Origin of the sequence: Paenibacillus sp. ATY16 (assembly GCF_003399985.2) — a bacterium.
GTDB classification, from domain to species: domain Bacteria; phylum Bacillota; class Bacilli; order Paenibacillales; family Paenibacillaceae; genus Pristimantibacillus; species Pristimantibacillus glycanilyticus.
Genome location: NZ_NMOK02000022.1, coordinates 154,456 through 176,328, shown reverse-complemented (window position 1 = coordinate 176,328; position 21,873 = coordinate 154,456). Strand labels below are relative to the sequence as shown.

The following is a 21,873-nucleotide window of genomic DNA, read 5'->3' as shown; positions in this document are numbered from 1 at the left end:
GCTGGAAGCGAAGGTGGTGAATGTCTGTGCAGCTAAATGCGAAGCCTATCGGTTTATGGCCAATTGTTATGATGACTCTGCTCAGCGTTGGCCTTGTCAATCACGTCATCGTTGTTCCCCTACTGCTTGCCGAAGCGAAAAGAGATGCATGGCTGAGTATTCCGGTTGCGCTTATTATCGCGCTTCCCATTGCCGTGTTTCCTTTGCAGCGCGTGATGTTCAAGATGAACAGAGTACGCTTTGACGAATGGCTCAGGCAACGTGTTCCGGCTTTTTTTGTATGGTTGATTCTCGCAATTATTAATTTGGCTTTGCTTTTCGTCGCTTTCGGATCTTTGGTAGACGTTGTCGCCTGGACATCCAATACCTATTTGCCGTTGACACCGCAATACGTGGTTCTGTTTATTTTCTGCTTTATCTGCATGTTTGCGGCTATGAACGGACTGCGCACGATTGCTTATGTATCCTGCATTCTGCTTCCAATCGTTGTAGTGCTGGGAGACTTTGTCATGTCGGCCAACATGCCGTCCAAGGATTACCGGTACTTGCTGCCGATGTTCGAAATGGGGATGTACCCGATACTCAAAGGTTCTGTCTATTCCCTTAGCGCATTTATGGAACTGTCCTTCCTGCTTCTTATCCAACATGAGATGAAGAGAAGCTTTAAGAAGTGGCATCTCCTGCTGCTGACCATTATGCTCATGCTCTTGACCCTGGGGCCTACGGTAGGAGCTATTACTCTGTTTGGACCTGAAGAAGCAAGCATGATGCGTTATCCGGCTTATTCGCAATGGCGTCTAGTGAAGATTGGCAAATATTTCGAGCATGTTGATTTTTTTGCCGTGTTTCAATGGCTTTCCGGAGCGCTTATCCGGATATCGCTGCCACTCTATCTCATTCAGCTTTACGGACCGTTCAGGAAAATAAAGCGAAAATGGATCAGCATGCTGATCACCGTTTTTGTTTTGGCTATAGCAAGCATTACCGTTCTGATGCATATGAAATGGTACATGATCCTGATGAAAGGCTACTTTCAAGTAGCCTGGATTCTGTTTGGCGTCGTTCTACTGCTGTTATGGGTTCTCTCGTACCGCAAACCAAAGAAATCAGCCCGACCGGAAGCGCAAGGAGGTTACCGTAATGAGTCTTGATCCGGAATTACAACATCGCAAGCGGGACCGCCTCGATCAGATTTATGATGAGCTGGACGGCTCCGGAGATATCGTCATCCAGACCATTGAGGTTGGCAGAGCAGAGCCTAAGCGGGTGTTTCGTATCCTTATGTGCAGCGGCATGGTGGACATGCAGACCGTGTTTATCGCTTTGTTGCCGCAGTTGGACAAGCTGGCCGAGACGTTAAATAAAGATTTAAGCCAGTCTGAGTCGGCAGGAGACGAGCATGAACCGGTTGTGATGGAAAAAAATCTGTACAAACAAGGCTGCTCGTTTGGTACGCGTCTCTCATTGGATGATGAACGGGAAATGGATTTCTTTTATTCCAACCTTTTTTCGGGCAGCGTTATCGCCATCGACGAGACTACGCGGTCTTTGTATTCCTTTGATATTGCCAGCATTCCGGGGCGACAGCCTGAAGAATCTACGATGGAGCTGTCGGTTAAAGGGCCGAGGGACGGGTTTGTAGAAGCAATCGCAACGAATATCGCGCTTGTTCGCAGAAGACTTCGTACGCCGGATCTAAAAGTGGAATACATGAGAATCGGGACGCGATCACAAACGGAAGTTTCAATGATGTACTTGAGCAGCAAAGCAGAAGTTTCCTTGGTCAATGAAGCGAGAAAAAGACTGGAAGCTATCCATATCGAGGCCTTGTACAGCTCGTCCGAGTTGGAGGAGCTTGTGTCTGACCGGCCCAACAGCTTGTTCCCGCTGGTTGATTATATTGGCCGTCCAGACTATGTCGTTCAAGCGGTAATGCAGGGCAGGGTGTGCCTGTTTGTTGACGGCAATCCGTCTGTCATTATACTTCCCGGCAATTTGTCGCTCCTGATCAAATCACCGGAGGATGCTCATCTCCCCTATTATTTTGTCTCCCTCGAGCGTTTGCTCCGGATTAGCGGGTTTATTCTTTCAATCTGTTTGCCAGGCTTCTGGGTTGCACTATCGGCGTACAACACCGATCAGATCCCGTTTACGCTACTGGCTACGGTGACCAACTCCCGAATTGGTCTTCCCATGTCCGCCACGATGGAAATGTTCTTAATGATGACAATGTTCGAACTGTTTCGGGAGGCTGGCGTCCGGCTGCCGCGTCCGGTCGGCCAGACCGTATCCGTTGTAGGAGGATTAATTATTGGCGATGCTGCCATTCGGGCGGGTCTGACTTCTCCGACAATGCTGGTAGCAGCAGCGATTACAGCCGTAGCTACCTTTACGCTGGTTAACCAAACTTTAAGCGGAACGGTAAGTATTTTAAGGTACTTCGTATTAATCCTCTCTTCCATGTTTGGTATATTCGGGTTCTTTGTCAGCGTGTTTTTAATCTTGATCTATATGTGTTCCCTTGAAACGTTTAATCAAAACTACATGCAGCCGATTGCCCCAATCAAATGGAAGGGGCTTGTATCGGGCTTGCTGCAGAAGTCGTGGAAGTCGAGAGCAAAAGGTGAGAAGTCATGACGATTCCTGCGAACCTGCGGGGCTATGTAAAATCGGTTAAAGCTACCATTGCCATCTGCATCATGCTTGTGACAGGTGGCTGCTGGGACGAAGTAAATTTGCAGGATGTTAGTTACATATCGGCTATCGGCGTCGACTATGTCGACGATAAATTCGTTGTGTACGCCCAAATGATATCGTTTGGCGTCATCGCCAAGCAGGAAGGCGGCGCACCGCCGCCAGGGAATCCGATATGGATAGGAAAACATGAAGGCAACACCAATCTTGCCGCAGTGTTTAATTTGATGGATTCATCCCAGTACAAGCTGTCGCTTAATCACTTGAAGTCGGTCGTAATCCACGAACGCGCTTTCAAAGAAATGAAGCAGATTATCGACAGCCTTAACCGGCTTAGCTCCACCCGATTCAATTCCTTTATATTTGGAACCAAAACAGACATTAACGAGTTGTTTACGATGGATATGCTGTTCAACAAAACGCCGCTGACAACGCCGCTTTACGCACCTCAAATCGAGAATAACCAGAACAGCTATGTCGAGCCGATGACCCTGCAGACATTTGTGCGCGATGCTCTTGAACCGGCTATGTCCGTCAAGCTTCCTTCGCTTTCGATTCTGCCGGATGACTGGGAGAACAATAAAAAGAAGCTAAACTTTTTAACCATTGACGGCGTGTTTTTATTCAATGAGAAGAAACCGTCCGGTTATGTGTCCAGAGCGAAGTCCGAAGGGCTGATCTGGATTGGCGAAGCATTCAAACGTTCCCTCATTCCAATCCAGGCTGAAGACAAAAGAGCCTCCGTTGTTGTTGATTCCGCAAACTCGAAGGTAAAGGCCAGCATGGATAATAACAACCCTCATTTCGTATTAAAGGTTAATCTGTCCGGGCATTTAATTGAAGCATCAAGCGATATGACAGACAAGGAGCTTATTGAGCAAGTGGAGAAAACTGTGAAAAAACAGCTGAAGGACACTTACGCGAGGGGATTAGCGCTCAATGCCGATATTTATGATCTCGAGCATCAGTTGTACCGTCATCACAATAAGGCGTGGAAGCGTCTTGTTAAAGAAGATTGGAGGCCCGGTCCAAAAGATTTGACGATCGAAGTGAAATGCAAGATTACGAAGGAATCGGAGCTCCGCACGAAATCCGAGCTCGAGCTGCATACATAATCCATGGGAGTTACGCCCATAATACGTATGCTATCCCAAACTTGGCATGAAGGAGACGAAAACATATGCTTCAAGCTCTAACCGCGAAGGAACTGGAATATATCGCGGACTCGTTGTCCAATGAAGATCTGCTGATCAAGCAAAATGCACTGCTCGCGTCCCTGGCGACTAACCCGACGTTAAGACAAGCCGGCATGGCGGAATTGCAAACGCATCAGCAGCATTATCAAACGTTGATGCAGGCACTGCAGCAGCATCAGCATTTGGCGCCAACGCAACCACAATAACTATTTACGGAGCATAACGGCTTCGCAATTTATTTTAGGAGGGTCTATCAACATGTACCAACAACAGCATCATTTGCCGGATGAAGATTTGGCTTATACCGTACTTGCCGATCTGAAACGGGTTGTACGCGAGTATGCGACGGCTGCGACGGAATCGACTTGCCCGGAAGTGCGTCAAATGTTCACCCATCTGCTGAACAGCACGCTGAAGCTGCAAGGGAACTTGTTCCAAGCGATGCAGTCTCAAAATATGTACAGCACGGCTTCTTCCGCGCTTCGTCAGGAAATCGACAAGCAAACGAAGGAATATCAGCAAACCCAGCAAAAAACGACTCAATATTTGCAGCAGCGCATGGGCAACTCCCAGCCGTCGTTCCCGCAGTACGGGCAGTTCCAGCAACAGCAGCAGAACCAGTCGCATCAGCCTTTCTACATGTAAAGACCCTTCGGGGTCTTTCGTTTTTTTTCTTTGCAGGAACCTATAATTCGTTGTAAAATATTTTAATAACCGCAGTTTTGGAAGGAGTTTGACGATGAACGAACTACAGCTGAAAGTGCTGGAGCTGCTCAAGGAAGACGCGCGACGCGACGCCGACCTGATCGCCGCCATGCTGAATGAGCCGGTGGAGAGCGTGAAGCAGGCAATCGCCTACATGGAAGAAGAACATATCATCGTTAAATATGCCACGGTAGTAAACTGGAGCAAGGTTGATGACGAGAAGGTTACGGCATTGATCGAGGTTCAAATTACGCCTGAGCGCGGACGCGGCTTTGAAGGCATCGCCGAGCGCATATACTTATATCCGGAAGTGAAATCGGTCTATCTGATGTCCGGGGCATACGACTTGCTTGTCGAGATTGAAGGTAAGAATCTGAAAGAGGTTGCCTCTTTTGTTTCCAATAAACTATCGCCGATCGACAAAGTGCTGTCGACAAAAACGAACTTTATTCTGAAAAAATACAAACAGGACGGAATTATCTTCGAGGAGCATGAAGGTGACCATCGATTGATGATTTCGCCATAAGAGGGTGATGGCTATGATTAAAGACGAGGTAACATCGAATCATCGCCAATCAATGGCTGATTATTTGTCGCCGCTTGCTCGGAGCATCAAACCGTCAGGCATCCGGCGCTTTTTTGATTTGGTTAGTACCCGTAAGGACGTAATTACGCTTGGCGTAGGCGAACCGGATTTCGTAACGCCATGGCATGTGCGCGACGCTGCCGTGTACGCGCTCGAGAAAGGCAAGACGCAATATACATCCAATGCCGGCATGCCGGAACTGCGCGAAGCGATTGGTCAATATTTGAACGATTCCTTTGCCGTTTCCTATAATCCGGCTAACGAGGTTCTGGTAACGGTCGGCGGCAGCGAGGCGATTGACCTTGCTCTGCGGGCCTTGATCAGCCCTGGCGACGAGATTCTGATTCCGGAGCCATGCTATATTTCCTATTCGCCAATTACGACGTTAAGCGGCGGGAAAGCCGTTGGCATCGAGACCTTTGCGAAGGATAATTTCAAGCTGAAGGTGGAATCGCTGCGTGCGGCGATAACGCCAAAATCCAAGGTTCTTATTTTATGTTATCCAAGCAATCCAACCGGCGGCATTATGACTTACGAGGACTGGCTGCCAATCGCTAAGGTTGTCGAAGAGAACGACCTGATCGTTATTTCCGACGAAATCTACGCGGAGCTTACTTACGGCTCCAAGCATGTGAGCTTCGCTGCTATCCCCGGCATGAAGGACCGGACGCTTCTTGTGAGCGGCTTCTCCAAGGCTTTTGCCATGACCGGCTGGCGGATGGGTTACGCATGCGGTCATCAGGATCTGATTGGCGCCATGCTGAAGATTCATCAATATACCGTTATGTGCGCGCCGATTATGGCACAATATGCGGCGCTTGAAGCGTTGACTCCTCATGGCCTGGAAGAAAAGGACCGGATGATGGAGTCTTACAACCAGCGCAGAAGGCTTGTTGTGAAGGGCTTCCGGCAAATCGGACTGGAGTGCCACGAGCCGGAGGGAGCATTTTACGCTTTCCCATCCATTACGTCAACGGGTCTAACCTCCGAGCAATTCGCGCAGCGGCTGCTGGAGGAAGGGAATGTCGCTGCTGTTCCCGGCGATGTATTTGGCCTGGGAGGCGAAGGACATCTGCGCTGCTCTTACGCAACATCGGTTGCACAGCTTACGGAAGCACTTGACCGGATCGGACAATTTGTCCATAAGCTGAAGCAAGGCTAATAGCAGTAGTGGAAACAGGCAGGGCGCGCCCTTGCCTGTTTTTTTGCGAAATGAACAAGCAGATATATGGTATAGTGAAGGGAACTAAACCCTTAGGAAGGGCTGATTGGTATGAAAATCTATACTCGTACGGGAGACAAGGGTCAAACCTCGCTTATTGGCGGTCGGGTTCGCAAAGACGATATCCGCGTTGAAGCTTATGGCACAATCGATGAACTGAACTCCTTTGTCGGGCAGGCGGCAGCGGACGCTGCCAAGCACGAGGAATTGAAGGATATGGCCGCACTCCTCGTCGATATTATGCAGGAGCTGTTTGACTGCGGCTCGGACCTCGCCTATGCAAGCCCGGGGGCTCCGCTTAAAGTGACGGGAGAGGCGGCAGTCAGGCTTGAGTCGATGATCGATCAATATACCGACGAGGCGCCTGAGATTACAAGATTTATTTTGCCGGGTGGCAGCTCGGTATCGGCTTTGCTGCATGTATGCCGAACCGTATGCCGGCGGGCGGAACGCCGCGTCGTTACGCTTGCGGCGGAGCATCCTGACAATCCGGCTAATCCGGAAGTGCAGAAATATTTAAACAGGCTGTCCGACTTTTTCTTCGCGGCGGCAAGAGCGGCGAACGCGAAGCTTGGCGTGCCCGATACCGAATACGTACGGAGTGCGGAAGTGTTCCGCAAGAAATCGAAATGACAGTAAGAGATATAGCGGGTTATTACAAAGCGCTGGCCGTTGAGGTCGGCGCTGATCTGGCAGGAAAAGACGTTAGGACGGTGCTGGAGCGGAAGCTGGGCGTATCCCGCTCGCTTCTGTCCCGGCTCAAGCTGACCGAATATGGCATTACCATTAACGGAGTAAGGGCATACACCACGGCGAAAGTGACCGAAGGAGATTTGGTCGCCATCCGGATGGAGGAAGAGTTCTCGGAGGATATTTTGCCGCAGGATCTGCCTTTATCGATTGTGTTCGAGGACGATTATCTGCTTGTCGTGAACAAACCCGCGGGCATCATCGTCCATCCGACCAAAGGACATTACACCAACACGCTCGCGAACGGGATCGTCTATCATTGGCAGGTTAACGGTGAACGCGTCCGATTCCGTCCCGTACACCGGCTGGACGAGGATACATCGGGACTAGTCGTCATTGCCAAAAATCCGTACATTCACCAGCAGCTGTCCGAACAGCTGCAGGCCGGAACCATAATGAAAATGTATTGCGCCTACGTTTACGGTGCGCCATCCCCGGCAGAAGGAACGGTAGATGCGCCAATTGACCGCGACCCGGAGGATTCGCATGTTCGAATCGTAACGCCGGAAGGTTATCCTTCCGTTACTCATTACAAGACGACGGATGTATACGGCGACGGACAGGCAGCAAGAGTGAGATTAAAGCTGGAGACGGGGCGCACTCATCAGATTCGCGTCCATATGAAGCATATCGGCTGTCCGCTGATTGGCGACGGCATGTACGGACGGCAGTCCGGCAAGGTAGACAAATGGGAGACAGCCGCCGGACGCCAGGCGCTTCATGCGGAGACGCTGGGATTGACGCATCCGATGACGAAGGAATGGATGGAGTGGACGGCTGCGCTGCCGCCTGATCTTGAGAAGCTGGAACTGGCGTTAAGAGAGTGCTGATAGGAGGATTTACACAGATGAGCAAGCTGACCATATATCAATATCCGAAATGCGGTACATGCCGCCAAGCCGTCAAATCGCTTCAAGCAAAGGGCAATGAGCTGGAGCTGAAGCATATTGTGGAAGAGACGCCAACTCCCGCCGAACTGAAAGCGCTAGTACGGAACAGCGGATTGGAATTGAAGAAATTTTTTAACACTTCCGGCGAAGTGTACAAGGCGCTTGGCTTGAAGGACAAGCTTGGCAGCATGAGCGAGCAGGAGCAGCTTGAATTGCTGGCTTCCCATGGCATGCTGATCAAACGCCCAATCGTAACGGACGGCCAAATAGTAACGGTTGGGTACAAGGAAGAACAATACGAGCAAGTATGGAACGGGTGACGGGATGAGGAAATCGTGGCGTTCTGAACGGTTGTCGCAGCTAGGCTCTTCGATCTTCGCCGAGGTCGCGGAGTGGAGAAAGGAAGCAGCCGGCAAAGGCAGGGACATTATCAACCTTGGCATCGGCAGTCCGGACAAGCCTCCAACAAAGGCAGTAAGAAAAGCGCTAAGCGAAGCGGCGCTGCGCACGGATATTTACGCTTATCCGGGTACGCATGGAAGTACGGGTTTTCGCAGGCAGGCAGCCGCCTGGATGGAGCATCGGTTCGGAGTAAAGCTGGATCCCGATCATGAGCTGGTCTCCCTGATGGGCTCGCAGGACGGCTTGTCGCATTTGGCTATGTCATTGTGTAATCCGGGAGATGTGGTTATCGTGCCCAATCCGGGCTATCCGATTTATACGGCGGCACTGGCATTGGCAGGCGTGGAGCCTTATTTGCTGCCGCTGAAGGAAGAGAATCATTTTCTCCCTGATCTCGATTCCGTGCCGGTTGAAGTGTGGGAACGCGCAAAATTTATTTTGCTGAACTATCCGGGCAACCCTGTTTCGGCTATTGTTGATCTTGCCTTCTTCGAGCGATTGCTCGTTAAAGCGAAGCAATACGGAGTGCTGGTCGTCCACGATGCGGCATACTCCGAAATGGCCTTCGACGGTCATGAACCCCCAAGCATATTGGCCGTTCCGGGAGCATTGGATGGAGCGGTAGAATTCCATTCCTTGTCCAAAAGTTTTAATATGGCCGGCTGCCGCATCGGTTTTCTTGCGGGGAATCGGGAAGCGGTTGGAGCGCTGCGAGAGCTGAAAGAAAATATAGACTATGGCGTATTTGGCGCTGTTCAGGAAGCGGGCGTAGCGGCGCTGCAGGAGGCGATGTCCGCTTCTGCGCCGCCTAAAGCCGGCGTATTATATGAACAGCGGCGGAATTCGTTTATCGAGGCATTGGCCGCTGAAGGCTGGGCTGTGGAAAAGCCGAAAGCGACCATGTTTGCGTGGGCAAAGCTGCCGGAACGCAGCGATGGCACAACATGGACTTCCCGCGAGTTCGCCCGCGGTCTGCTGGATCAGACGGGTGTTGTAGTTATACCGGGCGAGGCGTTTGGCAGCGAGGGCGAAGGGTATGTGCGGATTGCTTTGGTCGAAGACGAAGCAAGGCTGAGTGAGGCTGCTCGGCGGATCGGCGAATATTTGAAAAGCTAAGGATTGCGATGCGGCACTACGCAAATCAATACTCTTCCGATCGCTGTTGTCCCCGAATTTCTTCATTTGGAATAGCGGATGAAATTCGGGGACAAAGGCGAACGCTGCGCTTCTCCAGAGTATTGATTCGCTTCGCTTCGTCCAAGCAATTTTATAGGGGCCGCTTTCATCACTCGTAACCTGAGTGATGCAGGTTATTTATATGTCATCACTCGGGTATTGAGTGATGGTGTACGGTCCGCGGCCGTACACGGTTTTGGCTTCATCTTCATGCAAATTCAGCGGCATTAGGAGAGGTTAGGAGCGAGGGTACGGAGCGAGTATAGGGGGTGGGGAGCGGGAAGCGGAGTAAGGGAATGTTCTTGAAAAGCGGAGCGTTCGCCTTTGTGTCCGGATTCGGACCCTGGTCCGATTGTTCAAGGAATCCGGACACAACAGCGATTGAAAGAATATTCCCTTACGCAGAGACACCAGCGACCCATTCCCCGAGAAAGCTTGCGAAGTGACCGTCCAGTGACCTAGCATCCAATGCCAGCTTTTGCATTACAATGAACGCCAAAACTGCTGTACAATAGAATTATATTATGGTGAAGAGGATGGCCTTTCGAATGAACGAAAATAAAATTCTTATCGTAGACGGAATGGCGCTGCTTTTCCGGGCCTTTTTCGCTCAGCAATACAGCGCTAGAAGACTGGCGGACGGTACGCCTACCAATGCGATCTACGGTTTTATGCAATATCTGTTTGACGCGGTGAATCAGTTCCAGCCCACCCACGTGGCGTGCTGCTGGGATATGGGGAGCAAAACGTTCCGAACCGAGATGTATTCGAATTACAAAGCGAACCGGCCGGAAGCTCCGGACGATTTGATCCCGCAGTTCTCGCTCGTGAAAGATATCGTAGCCGCGCTTGGCATTCCGAATATCGGAATAGAGGGATACGAGGCGGACGACTGCATCGGCACGGTATCGAAGCAGCTTAGCCAAATGGCTCATGTGTACATCCTGACGGGCGACCAGGATATGCTGCAGCTGGTTGAGGAACGTATTCATGTTGTTATCATGAAAAAAGGCAGAGGCAATTATGCGGTCTATGATCTAGGTTTTCTTAAAGAAGACAAAGGTATCCATCCTTTCCAGGTGATTGAGATGAAAGGCCTGACCGGCGATACAAGCGATAATTACCCGGGTGTCAAAGGGATTGGCGAAAAAACGGCTTTGAAGCTTCTTCAGGAGTTTGAATCGATCGATGGCATTTTGAGCAATCTGGACTCTGTGTCGAAGAGTATCAAAGCGAAGATTGAAGCTGATCTGGATATGCTGCATTTGTCCCGGACGCTGGCGCGAATTAACATCGAAGTGCCGGTTGCATGCAGTTTGGAAGAATGCGTATGGAGCGTACCTGCCGAAGCCGAAGTTGTATTTGAAAAATATCGTCTGGCCTCATTATTGAAAATTATCGTTTAACCTGAAGGCAGCTGCTTCGTGCAGCTGTCTTATTTTTTTGCCAAAAAATACTAAGTTTTTGTTGTGAAGAAAGGAAACCGGAAAGAAATGTCGAACTGGTAACGAAGACCTATATTGGCTAAAAATAAGCAACTTCTCATGTTAGCATTGCCCATTGGTGATAACAGGGTGGCAGGGCGAATGGGAGGGTTTTTGGCGCGCGAAAACCGGCGGATCTGCTAGCGACGTAAGGGGAACAAACGGTACGGGGCAGGGGTCATTTGAACAATCAAGGAGGCGGATTATGAAAGGTGTTTTACGAAAAATAGGAATGGCGGTTATGTCGGTTATGCTGGCATTAATCGTGTTCAGACTGCTGCCCGCGCAAACGGGGTATGCGGCAGCGCTGGCTCCCATTCCCGCAAGCGTGGATTATTTTCACGATAATTCCGGTTATTATTTTGACGGGGATAACAATGTAGGGCCGGGTTATAACTGGATAGGAACTTACTATGATGAATCAATAGGAAACTCTGTGACCATTATGCAGTTCGATTTGAGCTCTATTCCAGCCTCAGATACGATAACAAGTGCAAAACTTAAGCTGTTTGTACCGTATGTAGACTATGACCTTACTGATCAAAATCCATTATTTGTAAATGTCTATGGATCTAATGATGATGCGATTTCCGAATCATCGCAAAAGATCCCTTCCCAAGATATTACGATTATTAATGGACAGACCGGCATTACGCAAAATCAGTTTTTGCTGCTTGACATCACCTCTTATATTAACAGTCAGGTTCTCGCAGGTGATAAGAAAGCTACTCTAGTGCTGACGAGTAAAGATACACCCAAGAGAAGCAATCAATTCGCCATCAATTCCAACAACGCGCCTTCCAACAAACCAGCGCTGGAAGTGACTACGGCAACAAACGCAAAAGTACTGTCGGTAACGGCTCCTCCGAATGGAACCTATACAGCCGGACAAAACCTGGACTTTACGGTGAATTTTGACCGGGTTGTAAACGTAACGGGGGCGCCTTCCATCCCTCTGACGATTGGTTCGACGACTGTACAGGCAACTTATGGATCTGGTACCGGCACTACCGCCCTCACCTTCCGATACCCCGTAGCGAACGGTCAGCTTGATACGGATGGTGTGCAATTAGGCAATACGATCAGCCTCAACGGCGGCACCATTAAAAATCTATTGAGTGAAGACAGCATTCTTACCCTCACTAATATCGGCTCTTTAAGCAATGTAAAGGTAGACGCCATAGCTCCGACGGTAGGCTCAGTCAGCGTGCCGGCTAACGCGACCTACGGCAGCGGACAAAACCTCGCGTTTACGGTTAATTTCAATGAACCTGTAAACGTAGCGGGCGGAACGCCTAGCCTTGGCCTTACTATCGGTTCATCAACCGTGAAAGCCAATTACTTAAGCGGTTCGGGAACAAGCTCGCTTGTATTCCGTTACGATGTGCAGGACGGGCAATCGGATGCTGACGGAATAACGGTAAATACGCTTGCCCTCAATGGAGCAACCATCAAAGACCTGGCAGGAAATGCGGCGGCATTGACTCTAAATAGCGTTGGCAGCACGGCAGGCGTAAGAGTTGATGCCGTAGCACCAACCGTCATTTCGGTAAATCTGCCTGCAGGAGGTACCTATAAGACAGGCGACCCGCTTAACTTCACCGTCCATTACAACGAGAACGTAAACGTAGCGGGCACTCCCTATTTGCCGGTTACAGTTGGCGCATCTTCGAGGCAAGCAGCCTATGTATCCGGATCGGGAACGCAAGACCTTCTTTTCCGCTATACGGTCCAAGCGGGAGATCTTGATGCCGACGGAGTTCAGCCAGGGGCAAATCTAGCGGTGAACGGAGGGAGCATTCGGGATGCGGCAAACAACAACGCAAATCTCGCGCTCTCCGGCATTAGCGCCAATATCGTACTGGTAGACGCGGTTGCCCCAACCGTCAGCGGTGTAACCGTGCCCGCTAACAAAACGTATCTCGCCGGGCAAGAGCTCGAATTCACGGTTCAGTACGACGAGCCGGTGGCGGTTACGGGAACGCCTTATTTACCGCTAACGATCGGCAGCAAGGCCGTTCAAGCATCCTATGTTTCCGGATCGGGAACCCCGAACCTTCTTTTCCGCTACACCGTTCAGGCTGGAGATTTTGATGCCGACGGCATTACGGTTGCATCCGGCTTGAACTTAAACGGCGGCTCCCTAAGAGACTCCGCCACGAATAATGCCAACCTAGCCTTAAATAATGTTGGAAGTACGGCGGCGGTGTTGGTGGACGCGACAGCCCCAACAGTTAGCAGCGTTGACGTGCCGTTGAACGACATCTACGGCCCAGGGGATAATCTGGACTTTAGGGTTCATTTTAGCAAAAAGGTGGTCATTGCTGGGGGAACGCCTTCTATTCCTTTAACGATTGGATCCTCTACGGTACAGGCGCAATATTTATCCGGAACGGGTACGGATACGCTTGTATTCAGCTACCTCGTGCAAGCTGGCGACAATGATAATAACGGCATTGAAGTCGGCAGCACTATTTCCCTGAATGGCAGTACGATAAAGGATGAATCGGATAATAATGCCGTTTTGACCTTGGCTGGCGTTGGCAGCACCACAGCGGTCTTGGTTGATACGACGGCACCGGCCGTTGCGAGCGTAGATGTACCTGCGGGTGGCAGCTACAAATCAGGCTCCACTCTGGATTTCACCGTTCATTATTCCGAGAATGTTGCGGTTACGGGGACTCCGACATTGCCAGTCACCATTGGTTCTTCAACGGTCCAAGCCGCGTATGTATCCGGTACGGGGACAAACGCCCTTTTATTCCGGTATACGGTGCTTAGCGGACAGGTAGATTTGGATGGCATTGAAGTTGGCAGTGCACTGGCGCTGAATGGCGGAATGCTGAAGGATGAAGCGGACAATGCGGCCGTTTTGACCTTGGCAGCCGTTGACGATACCAGTGAAGTGCTTGTCGATGCGGTAGCTCCATCCGTTGCTGGCATTGATGTGCCGGCAGCGGGTATATATAAATCCGGCAGCAGCTTGAGCTTTATGATTCACTATGATGAAAAAGTTACCGTAACCGGTACGCCTTATATCACGTTAACGATCGGAAGCACTGCGGTCCATGCCGCTTATGCGTCCGGATCGGGTACAAAGGATATTACGTTTACTTATTCCGTTCACGCCGGCGACGAGGACGCAGACGGAATTGAATTAGGTACCGTAGTGTTAAACGGAGGAGCGCTGAACGATGCAGCCGGTAATACGGCTAGCTTATCGCTTGCTTCCGCAGGCAGCACCAACGGGGTGCTGGTTGATACCAAAGCACCAACTGTCGCAAGCGTAGATGTGCCGGACAACGGCATTTACAAAGCCGGGGACAAGCTCGAATTTACCGTTCATTATGACGAGAAGGTTACGGTAACCGGCGGAGCGCCTTACCTGCCGGTAACGATAGGATTGGCTACGGTTCATGCCGTTTACGCGTCGGGTTCGGGTACAGGCGCGTTGCTGTTCGAATACGAAGTGCAGGCGGGAGAGAATGACCTGGACGGTATTCAAGCCGGCAGCTCGATCCAATTAAACGGGGCAGCGCTTCAAGACGCGGCAGGCAATGCCGCCGTTCTGAGCTTGACAACAGGCAGCACCAGCGGAGTGCTTGTGGATACCGCCGCGCCTTCCGTCACAAGCGTGCAAGTGCCTAGCAGCGGTTATTACAGCGAGGGTTCGGCTCTAAACTTTACGGTTCACTATAATGAGAAAGTAACGGTTACCGGTTCGCCGACCCTTCCGATTACGATTGGTTCTTCAACGGTTCAGGCGGCATACGTAACGGGAACGGGAACGGATTCATTGGTTTTCACCTATACCGTGTTAGCGGGTCAGGTGGACTTGGACGGAATCTCCGCAGGCGCTTCGCTCAACTTAAATAGCGGAACGATCGCGGATACGGCCGGAAATGCGGCGGCTCTGGCGCTCGCTTCGGTAGGCAGCACAAGCCACGTCTTAGTCGATGCGATAGCTCCGTTGATTGAAAGCGTAGACCTGCCCGTAAATGGTTTCTACGTGGCAGGCGATCATCTGGATTTTACGATTCATTACGACGAGGCGGTAACGGTTACCGGAACGCCTTCGATCGCAATTACGATTGGTTCTACTACGGTGCAAGCCCAATATGATTCGGGTACGGGGACAACAGATCTGCTGTTCCGCTATACCATACAAACCGGCGACAATGATGCGAATGGCATTGAAGTTGGAGCCTTGAGCCTAAACGGCGGAACGCTGAAGGACGCAACAGGCAACAACGCCGAAGCGGTTCTTGGCGGCCTGGGCAGCACAGCGGGGGTAAGGGTTGATGCGGTTGCCCCAGCGGTAACAAGCCTGGATGTTCCGGATGACGGAACGTACAAAGCAGGCGAGGCATTGACCTTTACGGTTCATTACGGTGAAGTTGTTCACGTTTTTGGAGGAACGCCATATTTGCCCGTAACGATCGGGACTACGCCAGTAGAGGCTTCTTACGTGTCCGGAACCGGGACCAATGCGCTGGTATTCCGGTACACGGTAGTAGCCGGCCAAGAAGATACGAATGGCATTGAAGCAGGCAACGCGGTAAATCTGAACGGAGCTTCCATTGTGGATTTGGCAAGCAACGCCGCTGGCCTTGCTCTTGCGGGAGCAGGCAACATTAGCGCGGTACGCGTCGATGCGATTGTACCAACCGTTGCAAGCGTTGCTGTTCCGGTAAACGGGACCTACAAAGAGGGAGAACAGCTGGATTTTGTGGTTTACTTCAACGAGAACGTAACGGTCAGCGAAGGAACGCCGTATTTGACACTTACGCTTGGTTCGACTGCCGTCCATGCGGCGTACGTATCGGGCACGGGAACAAGCGATTTGTTATTCCGTTACACGGTTCAAGCCGGCGACCTTGACGGAAACGGCATAGAAGTGGGTAATGCCATTGTCCTGAGCGGAAGCGCGTTGAAAGACGCTGCAGGCAATGCGGCAGACTTGACGCTCGCTTCCGTAGGAAGCACAAGCGCTGTCCTCGTGGATGCGATAGCCCCATCGATTGAAAGCGTGGATTTGCCTGCGAACGATGTTTACGTGGCAGGAGAGCATCTGGATTTCACGATTCATTACGATGAGGAGGTAACAGTCAGCGGAACGCCTTCGATCTCGATTACGCTTGGCTCGGCTGCGGTGCAGGCCCAATATGTTTCGGGTACGGGGACAAAGGCATTGCTGTTCCGCTACACCGTGCAAACCGGCGACAGTGATGCGAACGGCATTGAAGTCGGAGCCTTGAGCCTGAACGGCGGAACGCTGAAGGACGCAACAGGCAATAACGCCCAAGCGGTTCTTGGCGGCCTGGGGAGCACGGCGGGAGTGAAGGTTGACGCCGCTGCACCGGGCATTACGAAGGTCGAGGTTCCGGCAAACGGCTCTTACAAAGAGGGATCAAACCTGCGGTTTACGGTTCATTTCAACGAGAACGTTCTTGTAACCGGCGGTAATCCGGAGCTCGATGTGAAGCTTGACGGTAAAACCGTTCAAGCGTCGTATGTTTCGGGATCGGGCACAAACGCTCTTGTATTCCATTATGAAGTGCAAGCTGGAGATACGGATTCGACAGGCATTGAGCTTGCTGCGGCTATTTCCTTGAATGGCGCAGCAACAATTGCCGACCAAGCAGGCAATGCGGCTGTACTTACTCTTGCAAGCGCAGGGGATACAAGTGCGGTACTGATCGATACTGCGGCACCTGTTGTAAGCCTGGTGAGCGTTCCTGCTGACGGAACGTATCACGCAGGGGCAAACCTTGATTTCATTGTTAAAGTAAGCGAACCGGTTATTCTGGATGTCCCAGCCGGAAGACCATACCTTGAAGTACAGGTTGGATCCGCTGTCGTTAAAGCGGAATACCTTGAAGCTCTATCGTCAAGCGAGCTCAAGTTCCGTTACACGGTACGTCTGGAGGATCAAGATACGGATGGCATAAGCGTAGATGCCGGAGCATTAGCCTTAAACGGAGCCGTTATTTCGGATGCCGCAGGCAACGGCTTCAGCACAACGCTTAACCATATCGGCGCTACCCAGAACATCAAGGTCAGCAACAGCCTCTCGATTACGCCGAGTGAAACAAACTGGACGAATAAAGACGTAACGGTGACCGTCGCGACCGATCCGGACAATAAGATGGAATACAAGCTGGGCAGCAGCGGAACTTGGACGAGCTATACCGCTCCCGTGACGGTTTCGCAGGAAGGACTGACGGTCTTTTACGCGAGAGTCATCGATCCTGAGAATCGCATTAGCGAGGTCAAATCAGTCGAAGTGAAGATCGATAAGACGGCCCCGGTTATCGTGCTGAACGGCAATGATACGGTTATTGTTTATAACGGCAGCACCTATACGGAGCAAGGGGCTAAAGTGCAGGATGCGAATCCGGCAGCTCCTCTGGCTACGGTTACCGGAACGGTGAATACGACGGCGCTTGGAACTTACACGCTGCATTATAACGCGGTTGACCTTGCAGGCAATCAAGCGGTAGAAGTGATTCGTACCGTAATGGTGGTCAACAGACCGGTCAGCAACACAAACGTACGCCAAGTGACGGTTGAAGTCGGAGACCCCAATCATCCGCAGGTTGTCGTGCAGATTGATATTGTACGCGAGGTCATCGGCGGCAAGAAAGTGGACACCGTCATGATGAACGAAGACAAAATCAAACAAGCGGTTGAAAGCGCAATTGGTGCCCACCAAGGTACGATAAGAATTATCGTGGACGACATTCCCGGAGATCCGGCAGATAAGGTGAAAGTAAAACTGTCGGTCAACTCCATCAAGTATCTCCTCGAAAGCTCGATACAAGTGGAGATTCAAACGGAAAATGCGTCGCTTCATCTGTCCACCGAGGCACTCAGCGCGATGAAAGGCAGTCAGGAGTTCTTCTTCGATATCCTGCCAATCCGCAAGAAGGATGAGCAGGACGCGGTAAAGGACAGAACGGTTAACGCGGAAGCCATCCGCAAAATCGCGAACGCAGGCAAAGTGAGCGTCATCGGCATGCCGATGACGATTGAGACGAATCTGCCGAAAGTAGCCGTTCAAGTGACGTTCCCGCTGGATTCCAACGTGATTCCAAGCGACCTGAATCAAAGAAAGCTTTTCCTTGCCGGTCTTGGCGTGTACATTGAACACTCGGACGGCGAGAAGGTATTCCAGCGAGGTAAAATTGTCTATAACGACAAAGGATACCCGGTAGGCATTCAAATCGAGGTAAACAAGTTCAGTACGTTTACGATTGTGTCGGCAGAAGGTGCAGCCGTGCATCATAACGCCTATATGACGGGTTATTCCGACGGCACTTTCCGTCCGAATCAATCGGTAACAAGAGCGGAAATGAGCACCATGCTGTATCGTCTTTTGTCAGGCACTCTTCCGGGCAAAGGCTCCGTTACCGCTTTTACGGACGTATCCGGCAGCTTCTGGGCTTCCGAAGCTATTCGGTGGGGGCAGCAGGTAGGCATTCTCAGCGGTTACCCGGATCACAGCTTCAAGCCAAACGCCACGATTACGCGAGCTGAAATGGCGGCTATTATAGCGAAATGGCTGCAGCTTGATCATGGTGCCGCGAATCCGGCGTTCCGCGACGTGAAAGGGCATTGGGCGTCTGCCCACATTGCCGCGGCGGCAAAGCTTGGTTACATGACCGGATATTCGGACGGCACGTTCCGTCCCGACCAGCCGTTGACCCGTGCCGAAGCGGTTGTCATCGTTAACCGGATTCTGGGCCGCGGTCCGTTAACCGGCGTAACAACGCCTACTTGGAAGGATGTACCGGCTTCTTTCTGGGCGTTTGGAGCTATTGAAGAAGCTTCAAGGTCTCATGACGCGGCACGGGATACCGGTGGCGGCGAAACATTTATACCGGAATAAATCTATCCATTTTGAAGCCCTTGCCTAATTCAGGCAGGGGCTTTTTTTAATATTTTTATACATTAATTGACAATATCCGTCTCTTAAATCTATAGTAGAATTGCACTACTTTTTGCTAATATTTACTACTTAAAAAGTGGGGGTGCGATGCTGATATTCGAATCTGCTTGTCCTGAAGATGCTGATTTTTTGTTTGAGGTTTATGCCGATACAAGGCGCGAAGAGATGGAAGCCTGGGGATGGCCGGCAGGGGACGCAGAAGCTTTTCTGCGCATGCAGTTCGAGCTTCAGGCCAGGTCTTATGCGTTGCAGTTCCCGGAGGCCGTCACGCAAGTAATAACGCATGACGGGAATCGAATAGGAAGGATCATTTCGTCCAGGCGCGGCTCTATTCATCTCGTTGATATTTCCTTGCTGACCGCTTACCGCAATAAGGGAATTGGAACGGCGGTAATAACAAGCCTACAGGAAGAAGCAGCGGCAGCAGGTCTACCGGTTAAGCTCAGCGTATTGGAGCACAATCAGGCAAAGCGGTTGTACGAAAGACTTGGCTTCAAGGCTATAGGAGGAACATCTCCTTATATTTCTATGGCCTGGCAGCCGGATAAGAGAGAGGAGCAATTAATATGAGTGATCAGTACGTAGGTGAAATTCGCATGTTTGGAGGCAACTTTGCTCCTGTCGGCTGGGCTTTTTGCAACGGTCAGGTATTGTCCATCAGCGAAAACGAGGTTTTGTTTTCCTTGATCGGCACAACGTACGGCGGTGACGGCACATCTACCTTTGCGCTGCCGAATATGCAGGGGCGTTTGCCTGTGCATACGGGACGCAACAATACGACAGGCAGCATGTACGTGATTGGTCAGAATGCGGGTACCGAATCCGTTACGTTGACTATGAATCAGCTTCCCGTTCACTCCCATGCAGCGAACAGTTCGACTTTATCGGGAACGAGCAGCAGTCCGGAGAATGCTTTTTGGGCGGTCAGCGACAAAAATCTGTATTCCGACGCAGCCCCCAACGTTACTTTAAACGCTGCGGCTATAGAAGCGACCGGCGGAAGCCAGCCTCACGACAATATGATGCCTTATCTGGCTGTTTCGTTCATTATTGCCCTTGAGGGGATCTATCCGACCCAATACTAGAAAGAAAACAAGGAGGAAATATCATGGCAGAACCGTTTGTTGGCGAGGTAAGACAATTTCCGTTCAACTTTGCTCCAAAGGGCTGGGCGCAATGCAACGGCCAGCTCCTGTCGATACAGCAGAATCAGGCGCTGTTTTCTCTTCTTGGCACAACGTATGGCGGTGACGGCAGGACCACCTTTGCACTTCCGAATTTGCAAGGACGCGTTCCGGTTCATCCAAGCCAAACCGTCGTATTAGGGCAGACGGCCGGCGAAGAAGCTCATACGATTACCATTAACGAGATGCCGCAGCATAATCATCAGGCTAAGGGCGGATCCGATGCTGCGGGATCGGGGCCGGTCGGAAAAACCTGGGGAACCTCCACCAGCGTTACGCCTTTTGCTCCGCAGCCCAATGCGACTATGTCACCGAATGCCATCGCGCAAGCGGGTGGCAGCCAGCCACATAATAATATGCAGCCGTATTTGGTTGTCAATTTCTGCATCGCATTACAAGGGATTTATCCTCCGAGAGATTAGTAGAAAGGACTGAAAAAAATGGATCCATACATTGGCGAGATTAGGTTGTTTGCAGGCAACTACGCACCGAGAGACTGGGCATTCTGCAATGGTCAAATTATGTCTATCGCTCAAAATACGGCTCTGTTCTCTTTGCTTGGCGTCACGTACGGAGGCGACGGCAAGACGACATTTGCTCTGCCGGATCTTCGAGGCCGCGCACCGATGCATTGGGGACAAGGGCCGGGCCTTTCGCTTCGAGATTTAGGCGAGATGAACGGTGAGCCTAGCGTAACGCTGCTTCAAACCGAAATTCCTGCCCATACTCATCTGGCAAACGCTCAAGCCGCTTCTAACAAAACGGAGGCGCAAAATGATATTTGGGCAATGGCGGGCGCGCCAGGCCGGGGCGGAATCCAGTATTATTCCGATAAGACGGATGTTTCTCTTAATCCGATGGCGGTAGGAATTACAGGAGGCTCTCAGCCGCACAACAATATGCAGCCTTACCAGGCCCTTAATTTTATTATCTCTTTGAGAGGCATTTTCCCTCAGAGACCATAACGGCAAACAAAGCCCCGGCCATTGGCCAGGGCTTTGTTTTATGGTTCATCCATTGCATCAGGGAGCGAGTCGTAATCATCATCGCCCGCAAAATCACGGTTATATTCCTCGTGCAATTGGCGATTCTCATAGCCGTAAGGCCTCGAGGAACGCTGATCTATGCGCCAAGGACCGCTTTTGCCAGTTGGCCCCGTTATGCTCGAGCCGTAGGAACCGTCCGGGAACTCCTCGTGCGAGAGATCATTCCTTTGCGATTCCACCGTCGATAAATCCGTGTATTCGCTGCGGTCTTCGTTTAAAAACCGATCCACCGATATCTCCTCCTGAAATGGCTTAAGTTTGCGTTCGCCCTCTCAGTGTACCCTTGATTAATCGGTAAAATTCACCGTTCCTACTACAAAATATAAAAATTGGGCCAGCTCGGCCGCTTCTTCCTCCGTTAGTTGAAAGGTATGTTCCAGATATCCTTCCTCTTCCAGATCATCCGGGCCAATGATAGCCGTACGTCCGGCTTGAAGATCGGTAATCAGCTTCTTCCCGTAAAATCTTGCCGTCGACATAATAGCGAGGTCGAAACGCTTCATGCTCGGCGTAATAAACGTCACGAATCTCGTGGACGTATCTTCCGTTGTATCGGACATAAAATCATAATCAGGCAGCAGCATGAT

Annotated in this window: 19 protein-coding genes; 17 read left to right on the top strand and 2 right to left on the bottom strand. The window is 51.1% G+C overall.

Annotation, left to right across the window (positions count from 1 at the left end; genetic code table 11):
- The first annotated feature begins 20 nt into the window (after positions 1-20).
- The 17 genes from CFI03_RS12485 to CFI03_RS12405 all read left to right on the top strand — a co-directional run bounded on the left by CFI03_RS12485 (position 21) and on the right by CFI03_RS12405 (position 21,205).
- On the top strand, positions 21-1,151 hold the full coding sequence (locus tag CFI03_RS12485; protein WP_116393877.1) for an endospore germination permease: 1,131 nt from the start codon (positions 21-23) through the stop codon (positions 1,149-1,151).
- Complete coding sequence (locus CFI03_RS12480) at positions 1,141-2,637, top strand: spore germination protein (protein WP_116393876.1); 1,497 nt, start codon at positions 1,141-1,143, stop codon at positions 2,635-2,637. The genes CFI03_RS12485 and CFI03_RS12480 overlap by 11 nt, the downstream gene beginning before the upstream one ends.
- Entirely contained in the window at positions 2,634-3,809 is a 1,176-nt protein-coding gene (locus CFI03_RS12475) for a Ger(x)C family spore germination protein (RefSeq protein ID WP_116393875.1), read from the top strand. The genes CFI03_RS12480 and CFI03_RS12475 overlap by 4 nt, the downstream gene beginning before the upstream one ends.
- A 65-nt stretch (positions 3,810-3,874) precedes the next feature.
- Positions 3,875-4,096 carry a hypothetical protein gene (locus CFI03_RS12470; RefSeq protein ID WP_116393874.1) on the top strand — a complete coding sequence of 74 codons (222 nt, stop codon included), beginning with the start codon at positions 3,875-3,877 and terminating at the stop codon, positions 4,094-4,096.
- Between the two features lie 52 nt (positions 4,097-4,148).
- On the top strand, positions 4,149-4,535 hold the full coding sequence (locus CFI03_RS12465) for a spore coat protein (RefSeq protein WP_116393873.1): 387 nt from the start codon (positions 4,149-4,151) through the stop codon (positions 4,533-4,535).
- Between the two features lie 94 nt (positions 4,536-4,629).
- The gene (locus CFI03_RS12460; protein ID WP_015843024.1) at positions 4,630-5,121 is read left to right on the top strand and encodes an Lrp/AsnC family transcriptional regulator; all 492 of its coding nucleotides are present in this window, start codon (positions 4,630-4,632) and stop codon (positions 5,119-5,121) included.
- 13 nt (positions 5,122-5,134) lie between these two features.
- Complete coding sequence (locus tag CFI03_RS12455; protein WP_116393872.1) at positions 5,135-6,343, top strand: aminotransferase class I/II-fold pyridoxal phosphate-dependent enzyme; 1,209 nt, start codon at positions 5,135-5,137, stop codon at positions 6,341-6,343.
- A 111-nt stretch (positions 6,344-6,454) separates the two neighbouring features.
- Complete coding sequence (locus tag CFI03_RS12450) at positions 6,455-7,036, top strand: cob(I)yrinic acid a,c-diamide adenosyltransferase (RefSeq protein ID WP_116393871.1); 582 nt, start codon at positions 6,455-6,457, stop codon at positions 7,034-7,036.
- Positions 7,033-7,983, top strand: a complete 951-nt coding sequence (locus tag CFI03_RS12445) for an RluA family pseudouridine synthase (protein ID WP_205411926.1) — start codon at positions 7,033-7,035, stop codon at positions 7,981-7,983. Before CFI03_RS12450 ends, CFI03_RS12445 begins: the two co-directional genes overlap by 4 nt.
- A 17-nt stretch (positions 7,984-8,000) precedes the next feature.
- Positions 8,001-8,363 carry an arsenate reductase family protein gene (locus CFI03_RS12440; RefSeq protein ID WP_116393870.1) on the top strand — a complete coding sequence of 121 codons (363 nt, stop codon included), beginning with the start codon at positions 8,001-8,003 and terminating at the stop codon, positions 8,361-8,363.
- 4 nt (positions 8,364-8,367) lie between these two features.
- Entirely contained in the window at positions 8,368-9,561 is a 1,194-nt protein-coding gene (locus CFI03_RS12435) for an aminotransferase class I/II-fold pyridoxal phosphate-dependent enzyme (RefSeq protein WP_116393869.1), read from the top strand.
- Between the two features lie 608 nt (positions 9,562-10,169).
- Positions 10,170-11,027 (top strand): 5'-3' exonuclease, encoded by an 858-nt coding sequence (locus tag CFI03_RS12430; protein WP_116393868.1) that lies wholly within the window; start codon positions 10,170-10,172, stop codon positions 11,025-11,027.
- 283 nt (positions 11,028-11,310) lie between these two features.
- Entirely contained in the window at positions 11,311-18,996 is a 7,686-nt protein-coding gene (locus tag CFI03_RS12425; RefSeq protein WP_116393867.1) for an S-layer homology domain-containing protein, read from the top strand.
- Between the two features lie 147 nt (positions 18,997-19,143).
- The gene (locus tag CFI03_RS12420; protein WP_116393866.1) at positions 19,144-19,626 is read left to right on the top strand and encodes a GNAT family N-acetyltransferase; all 483 of its coding nucleotides are present in this window, start codon (positions 19,144-19,146) and stop codon (positions 19,624-19,626) included.
- Positions 19,623-20,141 (top strand): phage tail protein, encoded by a 519-nt coding sequence (locus CFI03_RS12415; protein WP_116393865.1) that lies wholly within the window; start codon positions 19,623-19,625, stop codon positions 20,139-20,141. The genes CFI03_RS12420 and CFI03_RS12415 overlap by 4 nt, the downstream gene beginning before the upstream one ends.
- Positions 20,142-20,164: 23 nt before the next feature.
- The gene (locus tag CFI03_RS12410; RefSeq protein ID WP_116393864.1) at positions 20,165-20,662 is read left to right on the top strand and encodes a phage tail protein; all 498 of its coding nucleotides are present in this window, start codon (positions 20,165-20,167) and stop codon (positions 20,660-20,662) included.
- Positions 20,663-20,680: 18 nt separating this feature from the next.
- Positions 20,681-21,205, top strand: coding sequence for a phage tail protein (locus tag CFI03_RS12405; protein WP_116393863.1), 525 nt, complete (start codon positions 20,681-20,683; stop codon positions 21,203-21,205).
- Between the two features lie 38 nt (positions 21,206-21,243).
- Here the strand turns inward: CFI03_RS12405 and CFI03_RS12400 are convergent, their stop codons facing one another.
- Positions 21,244-21,516: a hypothetical protein gene (locus CFI03_RS12400; protein ID WP_116393862.1), complete on the bottom strand. Its 273-nt coding sequence runs from the start codon at positions 21,514-21,516 to the stop codon at positions 21,244-21,246.
- 57 nt (positions 21,517-21,573) lie between these two features.
- Positions 21,574-21,870, bottom strand: coding sequence for a DUF3055 domain-containing protein (locus CFI03_RS12395; protein WP_174806559.1), 297 nt, complete (start codon positions 21,868-21,870; stop codon positions 21,574-21,576).
- Positions 21,871-21,873 lie beyond the last annotated feature (3 nt).